This is a genomic window from Winogradskyella sp. Asnod2-B02-A (genome assembly GCF_045063645.1).
In the GTDB taxonomy this organism is placed as follows: domain Bacteria; phylum Bacteroidota; class Bacteroidia; order Flavobacteriales; family Flavobacteriaceae; genus Winogradskyella.
On record NZ_JBEFOG010000026.1, the window covers coordinates 235,903 to 255,886 of the forward strand.

Here is a 19,984-nt window from a genome sequence, read left to right on the forward strand (position 1 = left end):
TAAACGAAGTAAAAAAAATCTATTTAACACATATATAAGCAATAGAAAGCGCCTACGTTTGTTTGGGTAAAAACAAAACGTTAATTTTGTCACAAACTATTAAAACAATACTAATGATTTTAGACTTTATAAAAAAATTATTCAACTCTGATAAAGTAAGTGCAACAAAAGAAGGTACCGTTAAATTTTTTAATGCAAAAAAAGGATTTGGATTTATAATTATAAATGATACTAACGAAGAGATCTTTGTGCATACCACAAATGTTATAGGTAAAATTAAAGAAAAAAATAAAGTGACATTTAACGTTGAGAAAAGCGATAAAGGTCCAATTGCTACAAATGTGCAAGCCATAAAAAAATAGAAATACAATTCACTTAACCATCTTAACAGATGGTTTTTTTATGATGAGATGTTTGGCTTTGTGGGAATGATAACTATTTTACCTTTTCCCAGCAACAGTATTCTTACCTTTGCAAAAAATATTTTTTATGTCCAAGCATTTTTCCGATTTAGGAATTAACGAATCTATTCAACAAAGTTTAGCTGAATTAAAAATTACTGTACCTACAGATATTCAAGAAAAGGCTATTCCAATAATTCTTAAACAAAAAGAAGATGTTGTTGCAATAGCTAAAACAGGAACAGGGAAAACTGCAGCTTTCGGATTGCCTTTATTACAGTTAATAGATCTTGAAGACACTAACGTACAAGCGGTAATCTTAGCACCAACCCGAGAATTAGGACAACAAATTCACAATAACTTAATAACGTATGCCAAGCATAGTCCTTCAATTTCTATTGCAGCAACGTTTGGTGGTATTCCTATAAAACCACAAATAGAGCATTTAACACAAACGACACATATTATAGTTGCAACACCAGGACGTTTGGTGGATTTGATAAATCGAGGTGCTGTAAGTCTAAAGCAGTTAAAATTTTTGGTTTTAGATGAGGCAGACGAAATGGTAAGCGCCTTAAAAACAGATTTAGACCTTATTATTAAAGGTATCCCAAAAGCGAGACGTACATTTTTGTTTACTGCAACCTTATCTGGCGCCATTAAACAATTGGTTCAGAATTACATGTCTAAACATGTGGTTCAGGTAGAAGCAGACATGGCTACTGTTGGTCATCAAGGTATAGATCATCAATATGTGGTAGTAGAACCTATAGAAAAATTAGACGTTTTACTTCATTTTTTAAATAGTAAAGAAGGACAACGAGGTATTATTTTCTGTAAAACTAAAGCAGCCGTAAATAAACTAGCTAAGAATTTAGCAATCAATAAATTTTCTTCTGGTGCGCTTCATGGTAGTTTGTCTCAAGGGATTAGAGATCGTATAATGGGACAATTTAGAGAAGGACATATCTCAATTTTAATTGCAACAGATTTAGCCGCTCGTGGTATTGATGTAAAAGATGTGGCATTTGTAGTTAACTATCACTTACCAGACACGTATGATGCTTATGTGCATAGAAGTGGACGAACTGCAAGAGCAGGAGCAAAAGGCTTATCGTTAACTGTATTACAAGAAGAAGAAGTTGTAGATATTGCAGATTTTGAAAATGAATTAGGAATCACTTTCCGCGAAATTAAAAAAGCAGATGCCCAAAGTATAGAAGAGAATAACACGTTATTATGGGCGAAAAAAATTTTTAAAACAAAACCAAACCGAACGATTTCTGAAACACTAAGAAGAGATGTACGTACTATTTTTCATCATTTAACAAAAGAAGAATTAATAGAAAAGATATTAGCACATCAAGTCGCTGAAACATCTTTAGGTAAGGCAACTTCAGAAGATTCTAAAAAGAAGAAAAAGAAACATTAATTGTCTAGTTTTTTGCAGTAATTATAGGTTTTAGAACATCCCAAACAGTGTTTGCTACTATTTGGTGACCTTCTACAGTAGGATGAATACCATCATTTTGATTTAACTCTGCAATACCTCCAACATCTTTTAAGATAAAAGGAATAAAGGCCAATTTGTTTTTTTCTGCTAAGTCTGTAAAAATTTGTCTGAACTCACTAGTATAATCTTGTCCCATGTTAGGTGGCAATTCCATACCAGCCAGTATAATAGTTGTATTTGGACTTTTCTTTTGAACCACATCAATAATGGTCTGTAAATTTGCACGTGTTTCGGTTAAAGGCACACCTCGTAAACCATCATTAGCACCAAGTTCTAATAAGAAAACATCAATTTTTTGGTTTAAAATCCAATTAATACGATTTTTTCCTCCAGATGTTGTTTCACCGCTTAATCCTGAGTTAATAACTGTATAATTTAAGTCTAAGGCATCTATTTTTTTCTGTAAAACGGCAGGAAATGCATCATTACTATCTTCCAATCCCATGCCAGCAGTAATACTATCACCAAAACATAAAATTGTTTTTGTATCGCTCGTAGACTCTTCGTTTTGTTCAGGTTTATCAGTTGTTTCTTTTATCTGCTTAGCTTCCGTAGTTTTTTCTGCTTTATCATTACCGCAACCCAATAAAAAAAGAGCAAAAATAAAATAACAAAACTTTAAGAGTTTAGGTGTGGTTGAGATTGGTGAAATTAAATGCAAATGATTATTTTGAGCCTTCGACATAAGTTGTCATTTAAATTAAAAATTAATATGCCAAAGATATTAAAGATTACTGGGCTAGAAAAGACATATTCTAGTGGTAACAAACAATTAACGGTTTTACATAACATTTTTTTTGATGTGGAAAAGGGACAAACTTTTTCAATCGTTGGTCCTTCCGGAAGCGGAAAAACAACATTATTAGGTTTGTGTGCAGGTTTAGACCAACCAAATGCTGGAAGTGTTGAGTTATGCGGACAAGATTTAAATACTTTAAACGAAGATCAACGTGCACAATTACGAAATAAGGAAGTTGGTTTTATATTTCAAAATTTTCAATTATTACCAACACTTACTGCATTAGAAAATGTAAGTGTCCCTTTAGAATTGCAAGGAGATAAAGAAGCGGTAAAAAAGAGCAAGGTTTTATTAGAAAAAGTAGGCTTAGCAGATCGCGTTCATCACTATCCTTCTCAGCTTTCTGGAGGCGAACAACAGCGCGTCGCTTTAGCAAGAGCCTTTGCTAATGCACCATCTATACTTTTTGCAGATGAACCTACTGGTAATTTAGATGAAGAAACTGGTGAAAAGGTGATAAAGTTATTGTTTGATTTGAATAAAGAAGCCGGAACCACATTGGTGATTATTTCTCACGATTTAGATTTAGCCAACCGAACACAACAAATATTACGACTTAAAGGCGGGAAAATTTTAACCAACGAACGTACGCAAGTGCTGTAATTTCATTTTTATCCTTATTATGAATCAAAAAACAAAATGGCTATTTAAAATGGCATGGAGAGATGCGAAGGCAAGTAGAGTTAGATTGCTTTTGTTTATGGCTTCTATCATTTTAGGTATTGCAGCTGTAGTTTCTATACAATTATTTAGTACAAACCTTAAGGAAAATATTTACATCCAATCAAAAGCATTGATGGGAGCGGATTATATTATTGACACAAGGCAAGTGCCAACTGAGCGTGCTAAGGTGATTATAGATTCTCTAAAACCAGATGCTTCTGAAGTGAATTTTGTATCTATGATTGCTTTTCCAAAAAATGGAGGTACCAAATTAGTTAAGGTTAGAGGTCTAGATGGAGATTTTCCTTTTTATGGAACTATAGATACAGAACCAGCTTCTGCTGCAGATACTTACCAAAAGTCAGGTGGAGCATTAGTTGATGCCACTTTGTTGCTTCAATTTAATATAAAACCAGGAGATTCTATAAAAATAGGTGAATTAATTCTTCCTATTGCAGGCACATTAAATGCCATTCCTGGCAGTACTGCAGTTTCATCTTCTGTGGCACCTCCAATTATAATTCCGTATCGTTTTATTAAAAATACGGAACTACTTCAATTTGGAAGCCGTAAGGAATATCAATTTTTTTATAAAGCGTCTGACACTTTTAATTTAGATACACTTGAAAAAAAGTTACAGCCAATGCTTGAAGCTGAGAATGCAGATTTAGATACGCATACTAGTACAAGTAGACGATTAGGACAACGCTACGATAATGTTGGGAAGTTTTTAAATTTAGCTGCTTTTATAGCCTTATTGCTAGGCTGTATTGGTATTGCGAGTTCTGTTCATATTTATATAAAAGAGAAATTAAGAGCTATTGCGGTGTTAAAATGCATGGGTGCATCTAGACGTCAGAGTTTTATGATTTTTCTTATTCAAATTGCAGGAATTGGTATTGTTGGTGGTTTAATAGGAGCGCTTATAGGAATTGGACTTCAAGGATTATTTCCTTATCTCTTAAAAGAGTTTCTTCCTTTTACAGTGACCGTAAACATTTCAGCACAACCTATAATTATTGGAGTTTTTCTTGGGCTATTTATGTCTGTATTATTTGCATTACTGCCTTTGCTTAGAACATGGTATGTTTCTCCATTAGAAGTATTGAGAGTAGATGAACAGGCAGCAAAAGAACCAATAAAAGTTAGGTTAATAGTATTTTCTACTATTTTAATCTTTCTATTTTTATTCTCATTTTGGTTACTTAATAGCGCAATATATGCACTAGTATTTGTACTTGCTGCACTTATTACTTTTGCAGTGTTGGCTGGTGTTGCATTATTATCAATTAGAAGTATAAGACGATTTTTCCCGAAAAGTTGGAGTTTTACTGCACGCCAAAGTTTATTAAACTTATTTAGACCTAATAATCAAACGGTTGTATTGGTTGTTGCGATAGGTTTGGGTACGTTTTTAATTAGTACGTTATATTTTACAAAGGATATTCTATTAACAAAATCAGAAATTGATACTACTGAAAATGCGAATATGATTATTCTAGATGTTCAAACAGGACAACGAGATGCATTAGAAGAAATGATAAAGGCTCAAGGTTTACCTGTGTTAGATAATATACCTTTGGTAACCATGCGCATGCACAGTATAAAAGGGCAATTGGTAAATGAATTACGACAAGATACTACCAAACAAATTAAACGTTGGGTTTTAAACCATGAATTTAGATCAACCTATCGTGATTCTATAACCAGTTCAGAAGAATTAATAGAAGGAGAGTGGACACCAGAATTAAAGGCTGGTGATCCTGTGGTGATTTCTCTATCAGATAATCTGGCTTTAGATATTAAAGTTGGGGTTGGAGATACTATTGTATTTAATATACAAGGTGTGCTTATGGAAACCACTATTGGTAGTATTCGTAAGGTAGATTGGAGACAATTAAAACCAAACTTTGCTATTGTATTTCCTAAAGGTGTTTTAGAGGAAGCACCTCAGTTTAATGTTATGGCAACAAATGTTGAAGATGAAAAACGTTCGGCAGATTTACAACGAGATTTGGTAGCTAAGTTTCCAAATGTGTCTATTATTGATTTAAGACAAGTGTTTTCTATCGTTGAAGATATTTTAGACAAAGTAACATGGATTATTAATTTTATGGCTTTCTTTAGTATTCTAACAGGCATCATTGTACTCATTGGATCTGTAAGAACGAGTAAGTATCAAAGAATTAAAGAAAGTGTTTTATTAAGAACACTTGGCGCAAAGAATACTCAGATATTAAAAATATCTGCTTTAGAATATCTATTTCTAGGTCTATTAGGCAGTTTAGTGGGTATTTTATTAGCCTTAGTGAGTAGTCTTTGTCTCGCTTTATTTGTATTTAAAGAGCCTTTTGCACCATCTATAATTCCATTTGTGGTGTTTTTACCAGGAATTACACTGTTAGTTTTAGGGATTGGATTAAGTAATATTCAAACAGTATTGAGAAGTTCTCCATTAGAAGTTTTGCGTAGAGAAGGCTAATTATATTCTAAATAGAGTATCATTACCTTTGCTCGAAAATTTGAAATAATTCAAAAAGAAAATTCTACATAAGAGAATTCTAAAATAAACAAGAAATAGCAATGGCTAATAACATTAAAGCGCAACAAGAGATTCTAGAAAAACTAAGTATCTACGCGCTCAATTCAATGCAAGTATCTGCTATTGAGTCAATTGAGAAAAACGATAAAACCATATTATTATCACCTACAGGTACAGGAAAAACTTTAGCTTTTTTATTACCATTATTAGAGGCTTTAGATCCAGAAATCGAGGAGGTACAAGCTTTAATCGTTGTGCCTTCGAGAGAATTAGCGATACAAATAGAAACGGTAATAAGAAATATGGGTTCTGGTTATAAGGCCAACGCCATTTATGGAGGTCGTTCTATTGCTAAAGACAAAATAGAATTAAAACATACACCGACTATATTAATTGGAACTCCAGGGCGATTAGCTGATCATTTTGAGCAAGCTCGTTTTACAACTAAATTTATAAAAACCTTAGTGATTGATGAGTTTGATATTTCGATTGAAGTTGGAGCAGGTGGTGAGATGAAATTTATAATGAGCTATTTAGCTAATGTAAATAAACGCATTCTAACGTCTGCGACACAAGGCGCTTCTATTCCTAAGTATTTAAATATGGAAGGAGCCAAAACCTTAAATTTCTTAACCGAAAAACCAAACGCTAAACTAGAGGTAAAGACCGTAGTTTCTCCATCTGCGAATAAGCACAATACCTTAGTTGATTTATTACACCATGTAGGTAATGAGCCTGGTATTGTTTTTTGTAATAAAAAAGAACGACTTGAAGATTTAAGTCGTTTCTTAGATAAAAAGAACATTTCACATACTTGTTTTCATGGAGGCATGGAACAACGTGATCGCGAACGCGCTTTAATAAAATTAAGAAATGGTTCTGTAACCGTACTTATAGCAAGTGATTTGGCAGCTCGTGGTATCGATATTCCGGAGATGAGTTATATTATTCACTATGAAATTCCTGAAGCGATTCAAGAGTATACACATAGAAATGGAAGAACAGCAAGAGTGAATTCTAAAGGCACAGCATATTTAATTAAAGGTGATCGGGAAGTGTTTCCAGATTTCGTTGGGAAGTCACAAACCATTCGTGTTAATGCGGCTAAAGAAATAAAACCACCATTCTGGACGACTTTATTTATTTCTGGTGGTAGAAAAGATAAAATTTCTAAAGGAGATATTGCAGGTTTGTTTTTTAAACAAGGTGGTATTTCAAAAGATCAGTTGGGAGTCATAGAATTAAAGCCAGATTGTGCTTTTGTTGCTGTTCCTCTATTTATTGCTGATAGTATGGTTGAGAAATTGAATAATGTACGTTTAAAGAAGAAGAAGGTTAGGGTAACTGTTATCTAGATAAAAAACATAGTGGTGTTAATTATTATACTCAATACGCGTTTAAATTAGTATTATATTTACTGTATAAACTACCCTTATCATTTTGGTTATGCAATCATTAAAAAACATCTTGGATTACGTTATTTTCAATATGGGAGACTATTCTTTGAAGGTAAGTATGATTGTGAAGATCTTATTAATTATCATCGTTACTAGATTGCTTCTGTGGATTATTAAAAGAATGCTTTTTAGACGCACCGAAGTTGACGAGCATGAAAGAGGTAATATTCAAGCCATTTATCAAATTATACGCTATATTATATGGATAGTCACTTTTGGGCTTGTATTAGAAATCGTTGGCATAAAACTGACACTTTTACTCGCAGGTTCTGCAGCCTTATTAGTAGGCATTGGTTTGGGTTTACAACAGACCTTTAATGATATTATTTCTGGCATTATTTTGCTCACGGAGCGCTCTATTAAAATCAATGATGTTTTAGAAATTGATGGTAATGTGGTGAAAATCCAAACCATTGGTATAAGAACTTCAAAAGGTCTAAATACTGATGATATTTCTATCATTATTCCCAATTCTTTAATTACAACAAGTAAGGTTATTAACTGGAGTCACCAAAACGATAAAACACGTTTTAGGATTGATGTTGGTGTTGCTTATGGTAGTAATGTAGATGATGTAATCCGAATCTTAGAAGAAAGTGCCTTTGAGCATCCTGAAGTGTATGACCGAGAATTGACGCAAGGAAGACTTATGGGTTTCGGAAGTTCTTCTTTAGATTTTCAATTATTGTTTTTTAGTAAGAATACTTTTGGCATAGGGACTGTAAAAAGCGATATAAGACGAATTATAGTAAAGAAGTTTGATGAAAATAATATCGTTATTGCGTTTCCACAATTAGATGTTTATATAAAGCCTAATGAACCTGCTTCTAAATAGTTTTATACTTTAGCATTTAGATTTATAAAGATTACAAACATTAAATCTCTAATAAACGTGATCGTAAAATTTTCTGAATATCAATACTGTTCTTCTGCGGAATGAGGAAAGCATTCAAATCATCAATATGGTTTATTTGTACTTCTTTATCAATAAACCCATAACCTAAATATTCACCACCTTTAACCATTACAAAGGCTTCCTCATTGCTGTGTCTGCCTTTTTCTCTCATAATAACATCCTCTTTTTGGTTAGACATAGCGTGTATGGCTTCCAAGACTCTATTATTATAGGTTTCTACAGATTCTTCGTCTCTACAAACACCTTTGCAGTTTGTAATACTATAGTGTGAACATTCAGAAACAGATTCTTGTAAATGACAATATTTTGGACACAAATTGTATTGGGCACAAAGTTTTTCCATGTACGTGCGCACATCTCTCACATTAAAAAAGGTAAGGATAGGATTTGGTGTTAATCTTGCTTTATTGCTGGCTAAATGCAAAATACCATTTCGGTCTTCATAAGAAAAAATGGCAAAGGATTGAATGGTGCGTTTGGCCACTTTATTATATATAGGAAAGTGGTGCTTAATGGCAGCATCTTCCATTAATAAGGCAATTAATTCACTACCAGAGCTTTCAAAATCGATATCGCGTGTTTCTCTTACCATATCTTGTGCCTTTTTTGTTTTACTATAAAAATGGCTGAGGACTCTTTTTTTGATGTTTATGGCTTTACCTACATAAATTACCGTTCCTTTTTTATCCTTAAAATAATAGATGCCAGCCGTGTTTGGTAATGCCTCAAAACTTTCTTTAGGTAGGTTAGGAGGTAAGGTTGCTTCTTTCGAATTCTTGTTTAAAAATTCCTTAAATACTTCCGCCGCTTCTGGTTGTTGTAATAGTAATTCAAATAGAATTACTGTGGCTTGCACATCACCTCTAGCTCTGTGTCTATTTTGAAGATTTATATTAAGAGCATTACACAGTTTCCCTAAACTATAGGAACGATGTCCTGGCAATAACTTTCTAGATAAACGTACTGTACATAGTTTCTTTCTGGTAAACGCAATACCAATACGTTCAAACTCACCACTAATCACTTTGTAATCAAAGTTTACGTTGTGTGCTACAAATATGGTGCCTTCTGTAATATCAAGAATGTCTTGCGCTACTTCTGCAAAACGTGGAGCATCAGCTACCATATGGTCATCAATACCTGTAAGAGCTGTAATGTGCTGTGGAATGTAGGTTTCAGGATTTACCAATGTTGTAAACTCATCAATTACGGTTTCACCATCGTATTTAAACACCGAAATCTCGGTCATACGATTGCTTTGCCCTGTGGTTTCAACATCAATAATAGTATACATCATACTTGGTACTTGTACTTTTAATCCTCACAATTTACAATACGTATGCGAAAACTTTTATAGAACCTGCAAGATACTGACTTTTGTCGGAAATTTGAAATCAAGATATAACCAACTATGCTTTTATCTTTATTGGTTTTAAACGAATAACACCAATAGCATTAAGTAGTTTTATTATTACGTAAGTCATATCAATTTCATACCATTTTACACCAAAATTCGCTCTGCTTGCAAATTTATGGTGGTTGTTATGATAGCCTTCTCCCATCATTAAGAAATCGAAACGAAATAAATTTTTACTTGTGTTTTTCATCTTAAAATTAACATACCCATAAATATGTCCAAACCAATTAATTATCACACCATGGATTGGTGCCATTAAAAAGGTAATTGGTAATAATAGCCATTGCCACCAAGCGGTTACAAAAAGAGCAAAGAACAATACATAGCCTGAAATCCATAAAAGTCTAGACATACGAGAACTTGCGAAATTGTCGAAGCTTTTCCATTGAGGTACATTTTTGGTAAAGCGTTCGTCTACTGCAATACGTTGTTTGTTTATATCTTGATAGATGGTTTTTGTTTTCCACATCATAGCAAAAAGGTTGTCATCATAAGATGGAGAATGTGGATCTTTTTCGGTATCTGTATAGGCATGATGCATGCGATGCATAACACCATAACCATAAGCGCTTAAGTAACTAGAACCTTGAAAAACCCATGTTAAAACAAAGGTAATACGTTCCATAACTTTAGACATTGTAAACACTTGGTGAGCTGCATAGCGATGTAAAAAGAATGATTGAAAGAATAAGCCTCCATACCAAAGCACCACTACAAAAATAACTATTGTCATACTGTTTTTTTACAAAGATAAATTGATATGAACCACAAAACAATGAACCTAAATCAATAAAACACTATACAACGCGTTTACGAATACGGCTTAAAGCTTGAGGTGTTACACCAATATAAGAACTAACATATTTTAAGGGAATGACCTTTAAGACTTCAGGTCGTTCTTTAAATAGCTTAATGTAACGTTCTTCTGCTGTGAGGTTTAGTAGATTTTGTTCGCGCTTAGACTTTATTAAAAACAGACGTTCTGCTGTTAGTCTGCCAATAAGGTTTCCAATTTGTGTGGTATTATAGACGTCTTGTAAATCGTTGTAATTAATACTTAATATCGTAGTTTCTGTTAATGCTTGTAATTGATATGCCGATGGTTTTTGGGTTAAAAACGAATCGTATGCACTGATAAATTGATCTTTAAAGCTAAAGCCAAACGTAATTTCTTTTTCAGGATTTTCTTTAGGTATAAACAAACGGACGACACCAGACTCAATAAAAGAGATGTGATTTTCAATATCATTACACTTTAAAAAGATGGTTTTTTTAGGAATAACACGTCGTTCTAATTTAGACATAAAGTATTTCCAGTCCGCATCAGATAATGTCGCAATTTGCTCTATGTAAGCTTTAATTTGATCCACAAGTTTTGCATGTAATTATTGAAATGTAAAGATACATATTCTTCATGGCTTCTCTAATATTTTTACCAATACAGTATTCTAATTAGGCTTGTTTTGTATTTGCATCAATATCTAAATGAATAGCGTTAAATAGTCATTAAGATTTCAAGTAAATTTATGATAGTAAATCATAGTGGTTTACTTCAATAACTTAAAATTATAGAAATTATGTCTAAACCATGGCAAGATAAAGCAAAAGGCAATTGGAATATTGCAAAAGGAAAGTTGAAACAAAAATGGGGAGAGCTTACTGATGATGATTTGGATTACCGTGAAGGTAAAGAAGATGAAATCTTAGGAAGAATTCAAAAACGCACAGGCGAAACAAAAGAAAGCGTTAATGCGTTTTTGAATGATTTAAAGTTTTAAATTGTTCTCATTATATAAAAAAGAAAATCCCACATCTTGTGGGATTTTTTTATGGTGATTAAGGATCTATTCTTATTAGGCGTTTTTCCAGGCGTCTTTTAAGAATAACAGGTCCTTTTTCATGTAATTAAAAACCTCTTTTTTGTCCATTGCTATTTTTGATTGTCCTTTTTCGGCACCACCTAATTCGTATTCGAGATGCAATGACACTGGCACATTAATTTTATAGGTTTTAAGTAACGAAAAATAGCGCTTAAAATCTACCATACCTTCACCAAGTGGAACATTAATTGGTTGCCATTTACCGTCTTTAATTCCCCATTTAAAATCTTTGATTACAATAGAATTTATAAATGGTTTTATGCGTTGTAAACCTAATTCCCAACTGCCACTACCTTCTACAACAGCATGTCTAATATCATATTGGCATCCCATAAATTGACCTTTGGTAGCTTCTAGAATGGGTATTAAATCCCATATAGGTGCACCAACATGTTTGCCAGAATGGTTTTGATAACCACCTATAAGCCTTAAATTCTTGTTTAATAATTCTAGTTGCTCGGCTTGTTTGGCATACTGTTTCTGACTTTCTTCTATCGATTGGGTTTCGGGATATTTAAGCCAATCGGTACGGTAGTGCGTAAACCCTAATTGGCTTGCGGTTTTTAAAACGGTAACATTATTTACATCATTAACATCCCATACGTTGGTAGACATTAGTTTTGGCTGCAGTCCATGACTTTTCATAGCCTCTACAGCAATAGGTAAGTCTTGCTCAACGTTTTCTGGAAGTACATGTCCTTTTCTACGTACGGTAAGGTCTAGTCCGTCAAAACCTATTTCGGCAGCAACGTCTGACATGTTGTTATAATTGAGAAACTGTAAGTGCTTTGAGAATAAATGTACCTGAAGCTGGTCTTCGGCTGATGCTGTGATTGGCGCTAATGGATTTTGAAATGATAGTAACGGTAATGCAGCGAAACCCATTGCTGAAAGTTTAGCAAAATCTCTTCTCGAATATTTGTTTGGAGTCTTACTCATCTTGTTGTGTGCTTGGTGCTAGGTTATTGTGTACAACAAGTTACTGACTTTTAGTGAGATATTGAAATTTGGGTATGGTTATGTTGTATTTTGTTTAAATCGTGGTTTTGGTATAAGGCAATGGGATTATAAGGACATACAAATTGGAAGCATTTATATTATTGTTCATTTTGTCTTGATACAAAACGAACCAAAAAATCAAAAAGATTTGTTAGGAAATTGCAAGCACCATCCGCTACTGCATTAATAAATAGAGGTTTTTATTAAATCTGTATTTTCAATACTTGATATGGTAAATTAACTTTATTCTTAGCTCATTATTTCTGAAAATCGTTGGTTCCGACGGTGTCGGAATTTGGGTGTTGCTTATTTGCCTTGGTTTTAGTTTCCTTTGTTTTGTTCCGTTTTTTCTATGTTGTTGTAAGGCCGGCACACGCTAATGGAAACTTTTAGGGGCTTAAATTGAAGTTCTAAAAAAGGCTCGGTTTAGGGTACTCTTTTTAACATCCTTTTACTATTTGTAGGAATTTACCATAGCTCACCCGAAGCATACCCGAAGGAGAGCCGAAGGAAAGCCGAAGGAGCTCTGGTTGAGACCCGAATAAGCGCTTTTAGATCTATTATTTGCTTTTATAGTAAGCGTTCTGCGATTTCTAACCAGTTTGAAACTCTTGTGTAGCCTATGTCATTGACGTTATGAGGTGAATTATATAGCAACGTATCTCCTTCAAAATTTTCTAAATTGTAGGTTCTGTCGTCTATTAATAAATCTCCGTTTAAAATAAACTTATCACCACACATTATACGATGTTGCCATGTAATAAACGGCATGTGCTCGTCTAACCATTCACTTTTTTCTAATAATGAATTAGGAAATTGTGTTGCTGCCGTGGCAATATATACCTCATGTTTGTTATACAGCGCTTCCATAACTTGTATAGCATCTTTAATTGGTTTTAAATCTCGAAAAAAACCTTTTTTTAAGGCATGTTGCCTAATGCTATCGTGATGAATTTCTGGGACATTTTGCCACATTTCACCAGAAGCAATTTGATTGATATGTAAGTCTTGGTTGTGTTCTTTATTATACAATTCTATGTGCTTACCATATGTATCAGCTAACACATCGTCCATGTCTACAAATATTGTCATTGGATTATTTTTTTAGTAAAGTTCTTGATAATGGATTGAAATGCCAAGAAGAGGCGGTTTATTTAATATTTATTTAATGTTTTGGTGAATTATGGCGTTTTTAATAAATCTGATTTTCAATAATTTTACATTTATACTTCTTATTTCTGAAAATCGTTGATTACGTTGGTATCGGAATTTGGGAGTTGCTTATTTACTAGCAACTTTTCTTTTATTCTTTATGTTTAGCATAACTATAATACTAAAAAATCAAAACCCTGAATAGCTTTTATGATGTCTACTATCGTAATGGATTTTGATTGTTTTTGCTTATATAATGGTTAGTCTTGTTGATATTTTGGTTAAGCTTTTAAACTATTTGCTATTTTCAATATCTAGCTCAAGATTTTCATTATGATCACTTCCTAAACTGTAATGTTGGTTTTCTTCGTCTGCTTTGTTTTGGTTAGTAATCAATTTTGAATTTTTACTACCAGGAATATCCAAATCTTTAGCTGCAAAATCGGGTTCTGTTTTTCGATTTTTTAAGAGTTCGTCATCACCATTATCTTGTCTTAAGTTTCCAGGTTTGTCTCCTAAAATCTTTTCGTCTTCTTTTGTAATATCTGAATTGTACGGTACTTTTTTGTCTTCGGTTTTCATAAATTTTTATTTTTAAGATGTACTCAAAATTAAAAATTATAAACCCTAGGTGTTAACTGAGAAGAACAAAATCTTAATGGTTTTGCTGTAGTTAACAGCTGTGCAACTTTGTTACTTTAAAAATCAATTAGAATACAGAATAAGAAAAACTCCAATCATAATGCCTGCTAAAGGCACTAATTTTTTACGTTTGTTTTGTTCTTTAAAAACTAAACCTCCAACGACTACAGCTATTAAAATTTGACTTCGTTTTATGGCTGATAAGAGCATAATTAAAGCATCCGGATCTTGTAAGGCTTTAAAGTAGAAGTAATCTGCGGCTTGCAGTAAAATACCGACTGCAATGATGGACCAACGGAATTTAAAGGCTTTTCGTTTTTCAGCATGCGGAAACCATGTGATGGTTAAGATGACTAGTAAAATTAATATGGTGTATAGGCAAAACCAGAATTGTAAGGTTTGTGGGTTAAGGCTCAGGTTTTGGATTAAAAATTTGTCGTACAAACCACTTGAGGCTCCTAAAAATGTGGCTCCGATAATGGCGAAAATCCATTTATTGCGTTTGAAATTAATGCCTTCTTTTTTTCCTATTCTAGAATAAAGCATTACTGAAAAAATGATGAGGAAAAAGCCAATCCATTGTAAGGTGTTTGGTTTTTCTTGATAAATTAAAATGGCACCAATAAAGGTGAAAAATGGTCCTGCAGAACGAATGGGAGTCACAATCGTAATAGGCAGATGTTTTAAAGCTTGATACGCTAAAATCCATGAACTCGCCATGATGGCTGATTTTATAAAAATAAAACCATGAGTTTGCCACGAAATCTTTTGAAAGTTATAACCATGCTCAAGCGCGTAATCTGGATAAAAGATAGACAGACCATAAAACGTAGCGACAAATAAAAAACCACTAGATACCGTTCCTAAAAGCACAGGGAATACTTCGTTTCCTTGTACGGCATGTTTTTTACATAAGTTGTGTAATCCTAAAAAGAGTGCGGCTAGTAAGCCTAAATACATCCACATATTGGGCTATAAATTTTAGTGATGAATTGTTGTGAAGCATTAAGATTTATCTACTTAAACGTATGACGAATTTCACCCGTTGCAGATGCTTTTAACAACTGATTGAATGTTTTTATGTTGTCAAAATTTTCAGTGATTGCATCAGATACGGCAATTCCAGAAATACCTGTTTCTAATATATCTGTGACATCATTTGTAGTGATATCACCAAAACCAATAATTGGTTTTTCTGTTATTAAAGCATTACTAATAGATGTATAACCTTTAAGACCTAAAGCTATACTTGAACTATCTTCGGTTGCTGTTCTAAAAGGTTCTAACTTAATATAATCGATGTCTTTAGCAAGTAAAGCTTCACAATCTTCTAAGCTGTTTGCTGTGCCACCAATAATTTGCCAGCTGTATAAATGTGGTCTTGCAACCGTTGAGCAGACGTCTGTTTTTTCTAAATGTACACCTTCAGCTTTAACTTCTTTTGCTATGTTATAGTTCCCATTGATGATCAATCGTGTTTGAAAATGAAACGTGATATCTCTAGCAGCTTTAGCAATCTCTAAATATTTAGCCTCCGAAATACCTGTAAGGTGTAATTGTACTAATTCGACACCAGATGTACACGCTTTTTGAATGTTTTCTAAATGTGCTTCAGGAGTGTTTCCTTGAGATATATAATGTAGTTTAGATATAATCATGTTGTGGTGTCTTAATATTAAGCCTTCTCATCAAATGCGGCGCAAAAATACAAATGTTTAGTCGTGTACGTGATTAATATGGTTAAAATGGTGCGTTCTGTAAATAGAGAACTTATAAATGGAATTCTAAGGTCTTTAATAGACCAATAAAAAAGCCTGCAAACATAATGTTATACAGGCTTTTCGCTATTAATCAACTTAGGGAATTGACTATTTTAATGCTTCTAATAACTTTTCTGCTACTAATTCTGAAGATGCTGGGTTTTGACCCGTAATTAAATTTCCATCTTGAATAGCATAAGCTGCCCAAGCGTCTGCGTTAGAATAAAACGCACCGTTTTCAATAAGCATATCTTCTACTAAGATTGGTACTACCTCAGTTAAACCCACTTGTGTTTCTTCTAAATTAGAAAAACCAGTGACTTTTTTACCTTTTACAAGTCTTGTGCCATCAGCATTTTTGACATCTTTTAAAGCTGCAGGAGCATGACATACAAAAGCGATTGGTTTTTTCTGATCATTAAACTTTTCGATTAAAGCAATAGAAGTACTGTCATTGGCTAAATCCCATAATGGTCCATGACCTCCTGGATAAAATACGGCATCAAAATCATCAGCGTTGATATCCGATAATTTCTTAGTATTTGCTATTTTATCTTTTGCTTCTGTATCCTTATTAAAACGCTCAGTGGCTGCAGTAGCTGCATCTGGCGCATCACTAGCTGGATCTATTGGAGCAGCACCTCCTTTTGGTGTTGCCAATGTAATGGTTGCTCCTTTATCTAATAAGGTGTAATATGGACTTGCGAATTCTTCAACCCAAAAGCCTGTTTTTTTTCCTGTGTCTCCTAATTTATCGTGAGATGTTAATACAAATAATACGTTCATTTTCTTTTCTTTTTTTAATTCTTTTTGTCCTTCTGAAACCGTTTCAGAAACGTTATGTTCTTTACAACTTAACGCTGTAATTAATGATAGAATTACTACTATGGTTTGTAGTGTCTTCATTTTTATAATTTCTATTACCAGTTTTACTATTGAAAAAACTGTTCTCGATACATCCCGACGGAAAAGTCGGGACACTCGAACTGACACTTCGTTTAAAATTAATACGCCATCTTTACGATTTTCTCTACTTTATCTGGTGATAAGGTTTGGTGCTCACCTAAGGTTTTCCAACCACGATCGATAAAACGTTTCGCTATTTCTTCAGCTGTACCTTCATAATCTTCTGTATACTCCGATAATTTCGTCTTAATACCTAATTCATGGAAAAATTCAGTTGTTTTTTCGATAGCTACATACGCTTTATCGTCTGTGCTACCTTCGGTAATATTCCAAACACGTTCTGCATACTGTGCTAGTTTTTCTTTCTTTGCTTCAAAATTAAACTTGTAATGGCTTGGAGCAATAATAGCTAGCGTACGTGCATGATCGATACCAAATAACGCTGTTAACTCGTGACCCATCGCATGAACTGCCCAATCGTTTGGTACTCCTTTTTGTATTAATCCGTTTAAAGCCATAGTACAACTCCACATAAAGTTAGAGGCTGCTTTATAATCCGTTGGATCTTTCAGCACTTTTGGTGCGATTTCAATAATGGTTTGTAAGATGCTTTCCGCAAAACGATCTTGTAACAAAGCACCAATCGGATACGTCATGTATTGCTCTAACACGTGCGTAAATGAATCCATTAATCCATTTGCTAATTGACGTTGTGGAATGGATGCAATGACTTGAGGATCTAATATGGAGAACTCAGGAAATAATCCAGGTCCACCCATAGTGCGTTTCTCTTTAGTTTCTGCTCTTGTAATTACCGCACCAGAATTCATTTCAGATCCTGTAGCTGGCAACGTTAAAACGGTTCCAAAAGGCATGCCTTTTTCTGTTCTAATGTTTTGAGTTAAAATATCCCATGGTGTATCACCATCATAAAGTGCTGCAGCTGATAAAAATTTAGTGCCATCGATCACTGATCCACCACCAACGGCTAATAAATACGTGATGTTTTCATCTTTAATCACTTTTAAAGCCTCCATCAATTTAGCATATTCTGGGTTTGCAGGAATGCCTCCAAACTCAACAACATCAACATTAGATAATGCTGTTTTTACCTGATCGTAAATACCGTTTTTCTTAATACTTCCTCCACCGTAAAGCAATAATACTTTAGCATCTTTTGGAATTTCGTTTGCTAGTTTTTCTATAGTGTTCTTTCCAAAAATTATTTTGGTCGGATTTTTAAATTCAAAATTGTTCATTGTCTTTTTCTTTTTTATTATTTATAATTCAACGATCATTTTCCCTTTGTTTTTACCTTCGAAAAGATCGATAAAAGCTTTTGGGATATTGTCAAAACCTTTAACGATGGTTTCTGAGTACGTGAGTTTACCTTCGGATAACCAAGTTGCTAATTGCTTTATAGCTTCGGGAAATTTCTCAGCATAATTAGAAACAATAAATCCTTGCATTAACGCACTGTTTTTTAATAAGAAGGGTTGTACGCTTAAACTTTTAGGTGCTTCTGTATTGTTGTAAACCGAAATGGCTCCGCATACGATGATTCGTGCTAGTCTATTAATATTCACTAATACAGCATCTGAAATTGGGCCTCCAACATTATCGAAATAGATATCTACACCATTTGGTGCTGCTTCTGCAATCGCTGATTTCATATCTTTGGTGGTCTTGTAATTAATACCAGCATCGAAACCGAATTTGCTTTTTAAAAGCTCTATTTTTTCATCTGTTCCAGCGATACCAATCACTTTCAATCCTAGGATTTTTCCAATTTGTCCTACGACAGAACCAACAGCACCAGCAGCACCAGAAACTACTAAGGTTTCACCAGCTTTTGGTTTTCCTATTTCTGTTAAGCCTGTGTAAGCGGTTAAACCCGTCATACCTAAAATACCAAGATAGGCTGATAAAGGAGCTTTATCCGGATTAACTTTAGTCAATCCTTCACCGTTAGAGATTTGTTTTGTTTGCCAGTTGAGCATTCCAGAAACATAATCTCCTTCTGTAAACGTATCATTTTTAGACTCGATTACTTTAGCAATGACGCCAGATTGAATGGGTTTGTTGAGTTGAAATGGTGGCACATACGATTTGGCATCACTCATTCTGCCTCTTAAATAAGGATCTACAGAAACGTATTTGGTTTCCAATAGTATTTCACCTTTACTAATTGTGTTTTCAGATTCCTCAGTTATAAATTCGAAATCTGACATTGAAGGTTTTCCTTCAGGTCTATTTTTCAATAGAATTGTCTTTGTCATGATTCTTAATTTTTTATTAGTCTATTACAGTTACTAAATCTTCCATAGGTTTTCTCACCTTAACAAGATTTACTAACCAATCTTCATCTTCTTTTCTGTAGCCTATTGGCAACATAACAGCACTGCGTAACCCTTTTTCACGAAGTCCCAAGATTTGGTCTACAGCATCTGGCTCAAAGCCTTCTAAAGGTGTTGCATCAACTTCTTCAAAAGCAGCAGCAGTTAAGGCTTCTGTAAAAGCGATATAGGCTTGTCTTGCTGCGTGATTGAAGTTTTCTTCAGGATCTTTTTGAGGATATAAGTTTAATAACATCTGACGGTAATTTTCCCAGCCTTCATTTTTAAAACCACGAACCTCATTGGTTAAATCAAACATATAGTTAATGCGATCTGCTGTGTAGGTGTCCCAAGCCGCGAAAACGAGTAGGTGAGAGCAATCTGTAATTACCGATTGGTTCCAAGCTACTGGTTTTATCTTTTCTTTAATCTCTTGATTTTTAATTACAAATATTTCAAAAGGTTGTAAACCACTTGATGTTGGCGCTAAGCGTGCGGCTTCTAAAATACGTTCTATTTTTTCTTCTGGTACTACGTTTCCATTCATGGCTTTTGCAGCATATCTCCATTTTAATTTATCTAATAATTCCATATCTATAAT

At 33.8% G+C, this 19,984-nt stretch carries 20 protein-coding genes; 7 read left to right on the top strand and 13 right to left on the bottom strand.

The window, feature by feature from the left end:
- Positions 1-113: 113 nt before the first annotated feature.
- Entirely contained in the window at positions 114-362 is a 249-nt protein-coding gene (locus ACJJVO_RS04540) for a cold-shock protein (RefSeq protein WP_405570988.1), read from the top strand.
- Positions 363-489: 127 nt separating this feature from the next.
- The gene (locus tag ACJJVO_RS04545; protein ID WP_405570990.1) at positions 490-1,833 is read left to right on the top strand and encodes a DEAD/DEAH box helicase; all 1,344 of its coding nucleotides are present in this window, start codon (positions 490-492) and stop codon (positions 1,831-1,833) included.
- A 4-nt stretch (positions 1,834-1,837) separates the two neighbouring features.
- Here ACJJVO_RS04545 and ACJJVO_RS04550 read toward each other — a convergent pair whose 3' ends face one another.
- A complete protein-coding gene (locus ACJJVO_RS04550) occupies positions 1,838-2,599 on the bottom strand; it encodes an arylesterase (protein WP_405570993.1) in 762 nt (253 codons plus the stop codon).
- A gap of 27 nt (positions 2,600-2,626) precedes the next feature.
- Here ACJJVO_RS04550 and ACJJVO_RS04555 point away from each other — a divergent pair, with 27 nt between their 5' ends.
- From ACJJVO_RS04555 to ACJJVO_RS04570, 4 genes are all read left to right on the top strand, one after another.
- Positions 2,627-3,316: an ABC transporter ATP-binding protein gene (locus tag ACJJVO_RS04555; protein WP_405570995.1), complete on the top strand. Its 690-nt coding sequence runs from the start codon at positions 2,627-2,629 to the stop codon at positions 3,314-3,316.
- A 49-nt stretch (positions 3,317-3,365) separates the two neighbouring features.
- The gene (locus ACJJVO_RS04560; protein WP_405572678.1) at positions 3,366-5,858 is read left to right on the top strand and encodes an ABC transporter permease; all 2,493 of its coding nucleotides are present in this window, start codon (positions 3,366-3,368) and stop codon (positions 5,856-5,858) included.
- Between the two features lie 101 nt (positions 5,859-5,959).
- On the top strand, positions 5,960-7,273 hold the full coding sequence (locus tag ACJJVO_RS04565) for a DEAD/DEAH box helicase (RefSeq protein ID WP_405570998.1): 1,314 nt from the start codon (positions 5,960-5,962) through the stop codon (positions 7,271-7,273).
- A gap of 91 nt (positions 7,274-7,364) precedes the next feature.
- Complete coding sequence (locus ACJJVO_RS04570) at positions 7,365-8,210, top strand: mechanosensitive ion channel family protein (protein WP_405571001.1); 846 nt, start codon at positions 7,365-7,367, stop codon at positions 8,208-8,210.
- 40 nt (positions 8,211-8,250) lie between these two features.
- On the opposite strand, the gene ACJJVO_RS04575 is transcribed toward ACJJVO_RS04570, so the two are convergent.
- The 3 genes from ACJJVO_RS04575 to ACJJVO_RS04585 all read right to left on the bottom strand — a co-directional run bounded on the left by ACJJVO_RS04575 (position 8,251) and on the right by ACJJVO_RS04585 (position 11,078).
- Complete coding sequence (locus tag ACJJVO_RS04575; protein WP_405571003.1) at positions 8,251-9,588, bottom strand: exonuclease domain-containing protein; 1,338 nt, start codon at positions 9,586-9,588, stop codon at positions 8,251-8,253.
- A gap of 112 nt (positions 9,589-9,700) precedes the next feature.
- Complete coding sequence (locus ACJJVO_RS04580) at positions 9,701-10,441, bottom strand: acyl-CoA desaturase (RefSeq protein WP_405571005.1); 741 nt, start codon at positions 10,439-10,441, stop codon at positions 9,701-9,703.
- A gap of 64 nt (positions 10,442-10,505) precedes the next feature.
- Positions 10,506-11,078 carry a Crp/Fnr family transcriptional regulator gene (locus tag ACJJVO_RS04585; RefSeq protein ID WP_405571008.1) on the bottom strand — a complete coding sequence of 191 codons (573 nt, stop codon included), beginning with the start codon at positions 11,076-11,078 and terminating at the stop codon, positions 10,506-10,508.
- 207 nt (positions 11,079-11,285) lie between these two features.
- On the opposite strand from ACJJVO_RS04585, the gene ACJJVO_RS04590 reads away from it, so the two are divergent.
- The gene (locus ACJJVO_RS04590) at positions 11,286-11,486 is read left to right on the top strand and encodes a CsbD family protein (protein WP_405571010.1); all 201 of its coding nucleotides are present in this window, start codon (positions 11,286-11,288) and stop codon (positions 11,484-11,486) included.
- Positions 11,487-11,561: 75 nt separating this feature from the next.
- On the opposite strand, the gene ACJJVO_RS04595 is transcribed toward ACJJVO_RS04590, so the two are convergent.
- The 9 genes from ACJJVO_RS04595 to ACJJVO_RS04635 form a co-directional block, all read right to left on the bottom strand.
- On the bottom strand, positions 11,562-12,527 hold the full coding sequence (locus tag ACJJVO_RS04595; RefSeq protein WP_405571013.1) for a sugar phosphate isomerase/epimerase family protein: 966 nt from the start codon (positions 12,525-12,527) through the stop codon (positions 11,562-11,564).
- Positions 12,528-13,157: 630 nt separating this feature from the next.
- Positions 13,158-13,679, bottom strand: a complete 522-nt coding sequence (locus tag ACJJVO_RS04600; RefSeq protein ID WP_405571016.1) for a 5' nucleotidase, NT5C type — start codon at positions 13,677-13,679, stop codon at positions 13,158-13,160.
- Positions 13,680-14,033: 354 nt separating this feature from the next.
- Positions 14,034-14,321 carry a hypothetical protein gene (locus ACJJVO_RS04605; RefSeq protein ID WP_405571019.1) on the bottom strand — a complete coding sequence of 96 codons (288 nt, stop codon included), beginning with the start codon at positions 14,319-14,321 and terminating at the stop codon, positions 14,034-14,036.
- A 123-nt stretch (positions 14,322-14,444) separates the two neighbouring features.
- Positions 14,445-15,347, bottom strand: a complete 903-nt coding sequence (locus ACJJVO_RS04610) for an EamA family transporter (RefSeq protein ID WP_405571022.1) — start codon at positions 15,345-15,347, stop codon at positions 14,445-14,447.
- 50 nt (positions 15,348-15,397) lie between these two features.
- Positions 15,398-16,039 (bottom strand): thiamine phosphate synthase, encoded by a 642-nt coding sequence (locus ACJJVO_RS04615; RefSeq protein WP_405571025.1) that lies wholly within the window; start codon positions 16,037-16,039, stop codon positions 15,398-15,400.
- Between the two features lie 210 nt (positions 16,040-16,249).
- Positions 16,250-17,047 carry a type 1 glutamine amidotransferase domain-containing protein gene (locus ACJJVO_RS04620; protein ID WP_405571028.1) on the bottom strand — a complete coding sequence of 266 codons (798 nt, stop codon included), beginning with the start codon at positions 17,045-17,047 and terminating at the stop codon, positions 16,250-16,252.
- A gap of 98 nt (positions 17,048-17,145) precedes the next feature.
- On the bottom strand, positions 17,146-18,306 hold the full coding sequence (locus ACJJVO_RS04625) for an iron-containing alcohol dehydrogenase (protein WP_405571030.1): 1,161 nt from the start codon (positions 18,304-18,306) through the stop codon (positions 17,146-17,148).
- Between the two features lie 21 nt (positions 18,307-18,327).
- Positions 18,328-19,326, bottom strand: coding sequence for an NADP-dependent oxidoreductase (locus ACJJVO_RS04630; RefSeq protein ID WP_405571032.1), 999 nt, complete (start codon positions 19,324-19,326; stop codon positions 18,328-18,330).
- A 16-nt stretch (positions 19,327-19,342) separates the two neighbouring features.
- Positions 19,343-19,975 carry an NAD(P)H-dependent oxidoreductase gene (locus ACJJVO_RS04635; RefSeq protein WP_405571034.1) on the bottom strand — a complete coding sequence of 211 codons (633 nt, stop codon included), beginning with the start codon at positions 19,973-19,975 and terminating at the stop codon, positions 19,343-19,345.
- Between the last annotated feature and the right edge of the window lie 9 nt (positions 19,976-19,984).